The organism is Pseudomonas sp. SDT291_1_S447 (assembly GCF_054070155.1).
This window is the reverse complement of record NZ_JBSVXS010000185.1, coordinates 1-7,503: the sequence shown is the minus strand read 5'-3', so window position 1 is coordinate 7,503 and position 7,503 is coordinate 1. Positions and strand designations below refer to the sequence as shown.

9 protein-coding genes are annotated in these 7,503 nt (G+C 58.7%); 3 read left to right on the top strand and 6 right to left on the bottom strand.

The genetic code is table 11. The features are described from left to right. Nucleotides 1–609 precede the first annotated feature (609 nt). From ACW9IR_RS27980 to ACW9IR_RS27970, 3 genes are read right to left on the bottom strand one after another with little or no spacing between them, the layout of a single operon-like run. A complete protein-coding gene (locus tag ACW9IR_RS27980; protein WP_457465846.1) occupies nt 610–1,851 on the bottom strand; it encodes an RNA polymerase sigma factor in 1,242 nt (413 codons plus the stop codon). Then, complete coding sequence (locus ACW9IR_RS27975; RefSeq protein WP_457465845.1) at nt 1,844–2,188, bottom strand: YciI family protein; 345 nt, start codon at nt 2,186–2,188, stop codon at nt 1,844–1,846. The genes ACW9IR_RS27980 and ACW9IR_RS27975 overlap by 8 nt, the downstream gene beginning before the upstream one ends. A gap of 40 nt (nt 2,189–2,228) precedes the next feature. Continuing rightward, a complete protein-coding gene (locus ACW9IR_RS27970; protein WP_457465843.1) occupies nt 2,229–2,654 on the bottom strand; it encodes a YybH family protein in 426 nt (141 codons plus the stop codon). A gap of 141 nt (nt 2,655–2,795) precedes the next feature. Between ACW9IR_RS27970 and ACW9IR_RS27965 the strand changes: the two genes are divergently transcribed. Then, a complete protein-coding gene (locus ACW9IR_RS27965; RefSeq protein ID WP_007917784.1) occupies nt 2,796–3,281 on the top strand; it encodes a GNAT family N-acetyltransferase in 486 nt (161 codons plus the stop codon). An 18-nt stretch (nt 3,282–3,299) separates the two neighbouring features. Beyond that, the gene (locus tag ACW9IR_RS27960) at nt 3,300–3,905 is read left to right on the top strand and encodes a pyridoxamine 5'-phosphate oxidase family protein (RefSeq protein WP_457465840.1); all 606 of its coding nucleotides are present in this window, start codon (nt 3,300–3,302) and stop codon (nt 3,903–3,905) included. Between the two features lie 140 nt (nt 3,906–4,045). On the opposite strand, the gene ACW9IR_RS27955 is transcribed toward ACW9IR_RS27960, so the two are convergent. The 3 genes from ACW9IR_RS27955 to ACW9IR_RS27945 all read right to left on the bottom strand — a co-directional run bounded on the left by ACW9IR_RS27955 (nt 4,046) and on the right by ACW9IR_RS27945 (nt 6,083). Further along, complete coding sequence (locus ACW9IR_RS27955; RefSeq protein ID WP_457465838.1) at nt 4,046–4,534, bottom strand: GNAT family N-acetyltransferase; 489 nt, start codon at nt 4,532–4,534, stop codon at nt 4,046–4,048. 324 nt (nt 4,535–4,858) lie between these two features. Next, complete coding sequence (locus tag ACW9IR_RS27950; RefSeq protein ID WP_038362587.1) at nt 4,859–5,353, bottom strand: GyrI-like domain-containing protein; 495 nt, start codon at nt 5,351–5,353, stop codon at nt 4,859–4,861. 67 nt (nt 5,354–5,420) lie between these two features. After that, nucleotides 5,421–6,083 carry a LysE family translocator gene (locus tag ACW9IR_RS27945; protein ID WP_457465836.1) on the bottom strand — a complete coding sequence of 221 codons (663 nt, stop codon included), beginning with the start codon at nt 6,081–6,083 and terminating at the stop codon, nt 5,421–5,423. A 139-nt stretch (nt 6,084–6,222) separates the two neighbouring features. Here ACW9IR_RS27945 and alaC point away from each other — a divergent pair, with 139 nt between their 5' ends. Beyond that, nucleotides 6,223–7,440 (top strand): alanine transaminase, encoded by a 1,218-nt coding sequence (gene alaC / locus ACW9IR_RS27940; protein ID WP_457465834.1) that lies wholly within the window; start codon nt 6,223–6,225, stop codon nt 7,438–7,440. Nucleotides 7,441–7,503 lie beyond the last annotated feature (63 nt).

Below are 7,503 nucleotides of genomic sequence, written 5' to 3'. Positions count from 1 at the left end.
ACATCGACCTGAAGGACCGAGTCGATTATGGATTCATTGGATATGAGCTCAAAAGGCCCACACCCCAGCCCTTTCCCGGAGAGAGAGGGGGCCGACCGAGGTGTGTTGCGTCAGACATCGACCTGAAAGACCGAGTCGATTATGGATTCATTGGATATGAGCTCAAAAGCCCCACACCCCAGCCCTCTCCCGGAGGGAGAGGGAGCCGACCGAGGTGTCTTGCGTCAGACATCGACCTGAAGGACCGAGTCGATTATGGATTCATTGGATATGAGCTCAAAAGCACCTCACCCCAGCCCTCTCCCGGCGGGAGAGGGGGCCGACCGAGGTGTCTTGCGTCAGACATCGACCTGAAGGACCGAGTCGATTATGGATTCATTGGATATGAGCTCAAAAGCCCCTCACCCCAGCCCTCTCCCGGTGGGAGAGGGGGTCGACCGAGGTGTCTTGCGTCGTACATCGACCTGAAAAACCGAGTCGATTATGGAATGATTGCTGCGGTATATAGGGTCGTGAAATTTGGTTCGATCATGGATTCCCAACTGAGCTTTCAAGTCGGTGAACCTCTCCAATATCCCCCAATCAGTTCCCTCTCCCCTTGGGAGAGGGCTAGGGTGAGGGCAATTCCAGCGCCATGAGCCGCCCTTGAATAAACCGCCGCTCCGGCTCTTGTCGGGTCAACTCCAACGCCCGCAAATACGCCGCCCTCGCCTCTCCCACCCTGCCCAACCGCCGACAAAACTCCGCCCGCGCCGAATGCGCCAAGTGGTAATCCTGCAACTCGCCCCGCGCCAAAATCCCTTCAATCAGATTCAACCCCGCCAACGTCCCATCACGCTTGGCCACCGCCACCGCCCGGTTCAACTCGATCACCGGCGAAGGCACCGCACGCAACAGCACGTCATACAAGCCGACGATCTGCTCCCAATCGGTTTCTGCCGCTGACGGCGCCTCGGCATGCACTGCCGCGATCGCTGCCTGCAAACAATAAGGCCCAAACCGCCGCGTGGTCAGTGCACGCTCGACCAGCGCACAACCTTCGGCTATCAACGCGCTATCCCACAATGAGCGATCCTGATCGTCGAGCAAAACCAATTCACCCTCCGGCGAAGTGCGCGCCAGACGCCGCGACTCGTGCAACAACATCATCGCCAGCAACCCCATGACTTCCGGCTCCGGCAGCAATTCCATCAACAACCGTCCCAGCCTGATCGCCTCACGCGTCAGATCTTCACGCGTCAATTCAGCCCCGACCGACGCCGAATACCCTTCGTTGAACACCAGATAAATCACCCGCAACACACTGTCGAGACGCTCTGGCAATTCGCTCCGGCTCGGTACTTGATAAGGGATTTTCGCATCACGGATCTTGGCTTTGGCCCGCACGATGCGCTGGGCAATCGCCGCTGGCGCCGAGAGAAAGGCGCGGGCGATTTCCTCGGTGGTCAGGTCGCAGACTTCGCGCAAGGTCAGCGGCACTTGCGCATCCGCCGCCAGTGCCGGGTGGCAACAGGTGAAGATCAGCCGCAGGCGATCGTCTTCCACGTCTTCACCGCTCCAGTCGGCCTGTTCCAGTTCTTCCAGTTGCGCCAGCAACAACGGCTGCGAGGCCTTGAACCGCGCGCGCCGGCGCAACACGTCAATCGCCTTGAAGCGTCCGGTCGAGACCAGCCAGGTACGCGGATTATCCGGCACGCCGTCGCGTTGCCAGCGCTCGACCGCGACGAAGAACGCCTCGTGCAAGGCTTCTTCGGCGAGGTCGAAATCACCCAGCAGGCGAATCAGCGTCGCCAGAATCCGCCGCGAGTCTTCGCGATAGACCTGCTCGACCCGCGTCCGAACCTCAGACATTCAACTGCCGCACCGGCCGCACTTCGACGCTGCCAACCCGCGCGGCCGGAATGTTGCCGGCGACCTGGATCGCTTCGTTGAGGTCCTTGGCGTCGATCAGATAGAAACCGGCCAATTGCTCTTTGGTTTCGGCGAACGGGCCATCGGTAATCGATAACTTGCTGTTGCGCATACGCACCGTGGTGGCGGTCTGCACCGACTCCAGCGCTTCGGCGGCGACCATTCGCCCGCTGCCCTGAATCGACTCGGCGTAGGCCCAGCACTCGGCGTCTTCCGGGCTGTCGGGCGATGAATGCAGCAGGCGCTCATCGCTGTAGACCAGGCATAAATACTTCATGGCGTTCTCCTGAATCGGACGGATCAACTATGGCTGAAGATCAGGGAGTCACATCGAACAGGGTCGCGCCGCTCATCGGATCGAACGGCGCCGACCAGTGTTCATGGGCGATTTTCCACGCCCCGCCAACCTGCCGATAGCAGGCGGTGACGCGCATCCAGCAGCTCTGGGTTTCGCCTTTCTCATTGGTGCCACCGCAGTTCGCCACCCAGTGTGCAAAGGCGATGTTGTCGGCGCTTTCAATGGCGATTTCGTGAAATTCGAAAATGTGCGGGCCGGGGCACATTTCCATGCACTCGACCCAGTGCGCGCGGTAGGCCGGTTTGCCCTTGAATTGCAGCGCTTTGATCGCGTCGAAGGAGACGATGTCGTCGGCATACAACGCCATGACTTTCTCCACGTCCTTGGTCATGACGGCTTCGCGGTAGGTGTTGATCAGGGTCTGGATTTCAGTTTGTGCGCTCATGGTGTTCTCCGTGTTTTTTGTTGTGAAGACACCCTTAGTCGTTCGGCGATTGGGCAGATCGACAGAGCAAACAAAAAAATTCTACAGAACACAAAATCGCTAGAATCCGAGGCTCATCTTTGTAGGAAAAAGGAAATTCCCGTGTCAGCCCAACTCGTGCCGTATGACAGCCTCAACGCTTTGCAGCGTGAGCAAGTCGAAGCGATTGAAATCCATGCCGAGCAAATCAAGTTCTCTGGCGATATTCATGGCGCGTTGCACACGCTGCTGTCGAAACCCGGCCCGGGCGTGAAGGGTTTTGCCCTGTTGGCGGATGAAGTGCCGGTGGCGTTTCTGCTGCTCAAACGCCCGCCGGTGTTGCCGGCCTGGGCCAATGAACACAGCGCCACCTTGCATGCGTTGCAGGTTGATCGCAGGGCGCAGGGCAAGGGTTTCGGCAAGGCGTGTCTGCAAGCACTGCCCGAGGTTGCGCGTCAGGCGTGGCCGGAGATCAAAGGGTTAGAGTTGTCAGTGGACGCCGACAACGATGCCGCGATCGCGCTGTACGCCAAACACGGTTATGTCGACAGCGGCGAAGCGTACAAGGGCCGAATCGGTTATGAGCGGCGCATGGGGCTGTTTTTCTAAGTGAGCGGGAGAGCAAGGATGATCGATTCAATCGAAGCGCTGGAAGCGATTTACGGACTGCCCCATGAGCGGGCGGTGCGCAAACAGATCGGTTTTCTCAACGAAGATTATCAGGCGATGGTGCGGGTTTCGCCGCTGGTGATTGTCAGCTCGGTGGGCGCCGATGGCCTGGATAATTCGCCGCGCGGTGACAAAGCCGGGTTTGTGCGGATCATTGATGAGCGCACGCTCGCGCTGCCGGATCGCCCGGGCAATAACCGCATCGATACCTTGCGCAATGTGCTGCAGGATTCGCGGGTGTCGCTGCTGTTCATCATTCCGGGGATTGGCGAGACATTGCGGGTCAATGGTACTGCGACGATCAGCGCGGAGCCGCAGTTGTTGGAGAGTTTTGCGGTGAATGGCAAACCGGCGAAAACCGTGTTGCTGGTGACGGTGGAGGCGGCGTACTTTCATTGCTCGAAAGCCTTCGTCCGCTCCGACGCGTGGAACCCGGAAACGCACCTGCCACGCTCGGCCCTGCCCTCTGCGGGCGCCTTCCATAAGCGCCTGAATGATGGCGAGTTCGACGCCGAAACCTACGACCGCGAAGCGCCGAAACGAGTAAGCGACACCCTTTACTGACCCTCCCGTAAATGATCGTTCCCACGCTCTGCGTGGGAATGCCTCTTGTGACGCTCTGCGTCACGATTTTGGGACGCAGAGCGTCCCCGGCTGCATTCCCACGCGGAGCATGGGAACGATCATTGACAGGAAGAAATGGGTTAGAGGGTCAGGATCATCTCGTGCCACGCCATGCCGCCGTGGTCGGACTCCGACGGTTTGATGTAGGCAAAGCCAAACCCGGCATACAACGGAATGTGCTTTTCCTTGCACATCAAATGAATCGTCGCTTTTTCCATCGCACGCATACGCTCGATAAACTCGCCCATCAAGCGCTTGGCCAAGCCCTGCCCCTGATAATCCGGGTGCACCACCACCGACATGATCACCACGTTCGGCCCCTTCGGGTCATGGCCGATCAGTTCCTTGAACGCCTCGTCCGACATCTGCACATCAAACGCCGCGCCGGAGTTGACGAAACCGGCCACCACACCATCCACTTCGGCCACGACAAACCCTTCCGGCCATGTCGCGATGCGCGTGGCGATTTTCTCGCGGGTAGCCGCTTCGTCACCTTCGTAGGCAACGGTTTCGATGGCGTAGCAGCGGTCCAGGTCGGCGGCGGTGACGTTGCGGATGACGGTGTTCATGGCGGCTCGGAAATCAGCAGAAGAAAGTGCCGAAAGCATAAAGGAATAAGGCCTGCATATCGATGCGCACGGGCGGCGTAAAGCCTGCGTATAAGCGCTTTTCTTCGTGCAGGCGGCGGGCTATTTCTGAGGTGTGTCTCTGACTACCCTTGGGGGAAACCGTTTATGAGCAGCGTTGAAATCGGCCTGTTGATGGTGTTGGGCATCAGTACTTTCGGCTTTATCACTCTCGGCATCGACCTGTTGCGGGCGCGACGGTTGGCCAAGGGTAAACGCGGTTGAAAACCATGAGGCGGATCATTGATCCGCCTCATGGTTGTCGGCTCAGGCCTTGGTATCGACCGGTACGCAGATTTCCAGTTTGCCGGTGTGCAGCCGCGGATTGAAATCGGCGCTGTAGCGCTCCAGTTCCGGGGCGTTGAGCTCCACGTAATGAGAGCTCGGCAGCCAGGTTTTGTAGATGTATTGCAGGGTTTGCGGCAACTGATCGAGCGGTCCCTTGTGCTCAAACACCGCGTACTGCCGAGGCAGCACTTCCACCCACTGATAAACCTTCTGGTCGAGGTCATCAAGCTTGCTGATTTCCACCCCAGCGATGTAATCGAAGCCACCCTTGCCGTCGAAATTGCTGCAAACACCGTAGGTCACTTCGTTCTTTTGCCCTTGGATCTTTCCCAGGTGCGGCAAGAACTTTTCCCACAGCGCCGGGATGTCTTTTGCTGTGTCTTGAGTAAATCGACCGCGAAAGCCTGCAATCAGCAGGAAGTGTCCATGTTCGAAGCGAGGTTCAGCCACTTCGACGCGTGTTTGCTCATCCATGACTCGACTCCTGGAACAAGAAAGGGGTTCGGCTGGGAGTATAGAAAGCCAAACCCAATTCGCACGCTTACAGCGAATGCAACTGCTCGACGGCGCCCGAACCGACAAACTCGTTATAGCCGGATACGATCACGTAGACCGCGAAATAGCAGAAGATCGCTGCAGATGCCATATAGGAATAGCGCAACAGCTTGTCGCCCAGCAGCTTGCCACCGTGGCTCGCGGCAAAGCATAAACCCGCCGACCAAAGCAGCCCGGCGCAGAGGAAACCGCCAAGGAACAGCGCCGAACTCAGCGACCCACCGCCACCGGAACGGGCGATCAACGTACCGCCAACAGCGGCAAACCAGAGAATCGCGCTTGGCGATGACATAGCGAGAAAAATCCCACGGAAGAACTCCTTGCGATGGGAGTTCTGCCCTACCTCGGCGGTCGCGGCCAGTTGCGCTTCGTGATGGATCGCCGAGTAGATCATCTTCGCCGCAAAGTAGATCAGCAGCGCCGAACCACCAATCCACAACACCCAGCGCACGGTCTCGTATTGCAGCAAAACGGTCATGCCGGCCAGCGCCAGCACCGCGTAGATCAGGTCGCCGACGCAAGTGCCGAGGCCCAGCGCAAAGCCCTGAAAGTAACCGCGCTGCATCGCCAGGGTGATCATCGCAATGTTGGCCACGCCGATATCCAGGCACAGCGAAAGGCTCAGCAAGAAGCCGCTGGTGAATTCCATCTACCGATTTCCTTGGGACAAAATTGTTTACAAACGGGCTGGACAGTATGCCATCACTGACCTTATCTTCCGCCACAGGTCACCGCAGTGACCAGCGTCGCTCGGACGGTTCCGGGCGCTTACGTTATCCGAGGCAACAATGGCCGAACAAGGTTCGCCGCGCCGCTTTGCGCGCATAGATCGACTCCCCCCTTACGTTTTCAACATCACCGCCGAGCTGAAGATGGCCGCGCGTCGTCGTGGTGAAGACATCATCGACTTGAGCATGGGCAACCCCGACGGCGCCACGCCGCCGCACATTGTCGAAAAACTCGTACAAGTTGCCCAACGCGAAGACACTCACGGCTACTCGACGTCCAAGGGCATTCCGCGCCTGCGCCGGGCGATTTCCAACTGGTACAAGCAGCGCTACGAGGTCGATATCGACCCGGAAAGCGAAGCGATTGTCACCATCGGTTCCAAGGAAGGCCTGGCTCACTTGATGCTGGCGACCCTGGATCAGGGCGACACAGTGCTGGTGCCGAACCCGAGCTATCCGATTCACATCTACGGTGCGGTGATTGCCGGCGCCCAGGTGCGTTCAGTGCCGCTGGTGCCGGGCGTGGACTTCTTCGATGAACTGGAACGGGCCATTCGCGGTTCGATCCCGAAACCGAAAATGATGATCCTCGGCTTCCCATCGAACCCTACCGCACAATGCGTGGAGCTGGACTTCTTCGAAAGAGTGATCGCCCTCGCCAAGCAGTACGACGTGCTGGTGATTCACGACCTGGCGTACGCCGACATCGTCTACGACGGCTGGAAAGCGCCGTCGATCATGCAGGTGCCAGGCGCCAAGGACATCGCGGTGGAGTTTTTCACCCTGTCCAAGAGCTACAACATGGCCGGCTGGCGCATCGGTTTCATGGTCGGCAACCCGGAACTGGTCAACGCGCTGGCGCGGATCAAGAGCTACCACGACTACGGCACCTTCACCCCGCTGCAAGTGGCGGCGATTGCTGCGCTGGAAGGCGATCAGCAATGCGTGCGCGACATCGCCGAACAGTATCGCCAGCGTCGCAACGTACTGGTCAAAGGTCTGCATGAACTGGGCTGGATGGTCGAGAATCCGAAAGCGTCGATGTATGTCTGGGCGAAAATTCCCGAGCAGTACGCGCATCTGGGTTCGCTGGAATTTGCCAAGAAACTGCTGGCCGAGGCCAAGGTGTGCGTCTCGCCGGGGGTGGGTTTTGGTGAGTATGGCGATGATCATGTGCGCTTTGCGCTGATCGAAAACCAGGACCGCATTCGTCAGGCGGTACGCGGGATTCGCGGGATGCTCCGGGCGGATGGCTTAGTCGCAAAAACTGGCGGCTAACGCAAAACCTGTAGGAGTGAGCCTGCTCGCGATAGCGGTGTGTCAGTCACCGTAAATGGCACT

Coding starts and splice junctions, on each gene's coding strand:
- ACW9IR_RS27980 (WP_457465846.1), bottom strand. CDS start 1,851: ATGTCTGAGGTTCGGACGCGGGTCGAGCAGGTCTATCGCGAAGACTCG.
- ACW9IR_RS27945 (WP_457465836.1), bottom strand. CDS start 6,083: ATGGAATTCACCAGCGGCTTCTTGCTGAGCCTTTCGCTGTGCCTGGAT.
- ACW9IR_RS27975 (WP_457465845.1), bottom strand. CDS start 2,188: ATGAAGTATTTATGCCTGGTCTACAGCGATGAGCGCCTGCTGCATTCA.
- ACW9IR_RS27955 (WP_457465838.1), bottom strand. CDS start 4,534: ATGAACACCGTCATCCGCAACGTCACCGCCGCCGACCTGGACCGCTGC.
- ACW9IR_RS27950 (WP_038362587.1), bottom strand. CDS start 5,353: ATGGATGAGCAAACACGCGTCGAAGTGGCTGAACCTCGCTTCGAACAT.
- ACW9IR_RS27970 (WP_457465843.1), bottom strand. CDS start 2,654: ATGAGCGCACAAACTGAAATCCAGACCCTGATCAACACCTACCGCGAA.
- ACW9IR_RS27960 (WP_457465840.1), top strand. CDS start 3,300: ATGATCGATTCAATCGAAGCGCTGGAAGCGATTTACGGACTGCCCCAT.
- alaC (WP_457465834.1), top strand. CDS start 6,223: ATGGCCGAACAAGGTTCGCCGCGCCGCTTTGCGCGCATAGATCGACTC.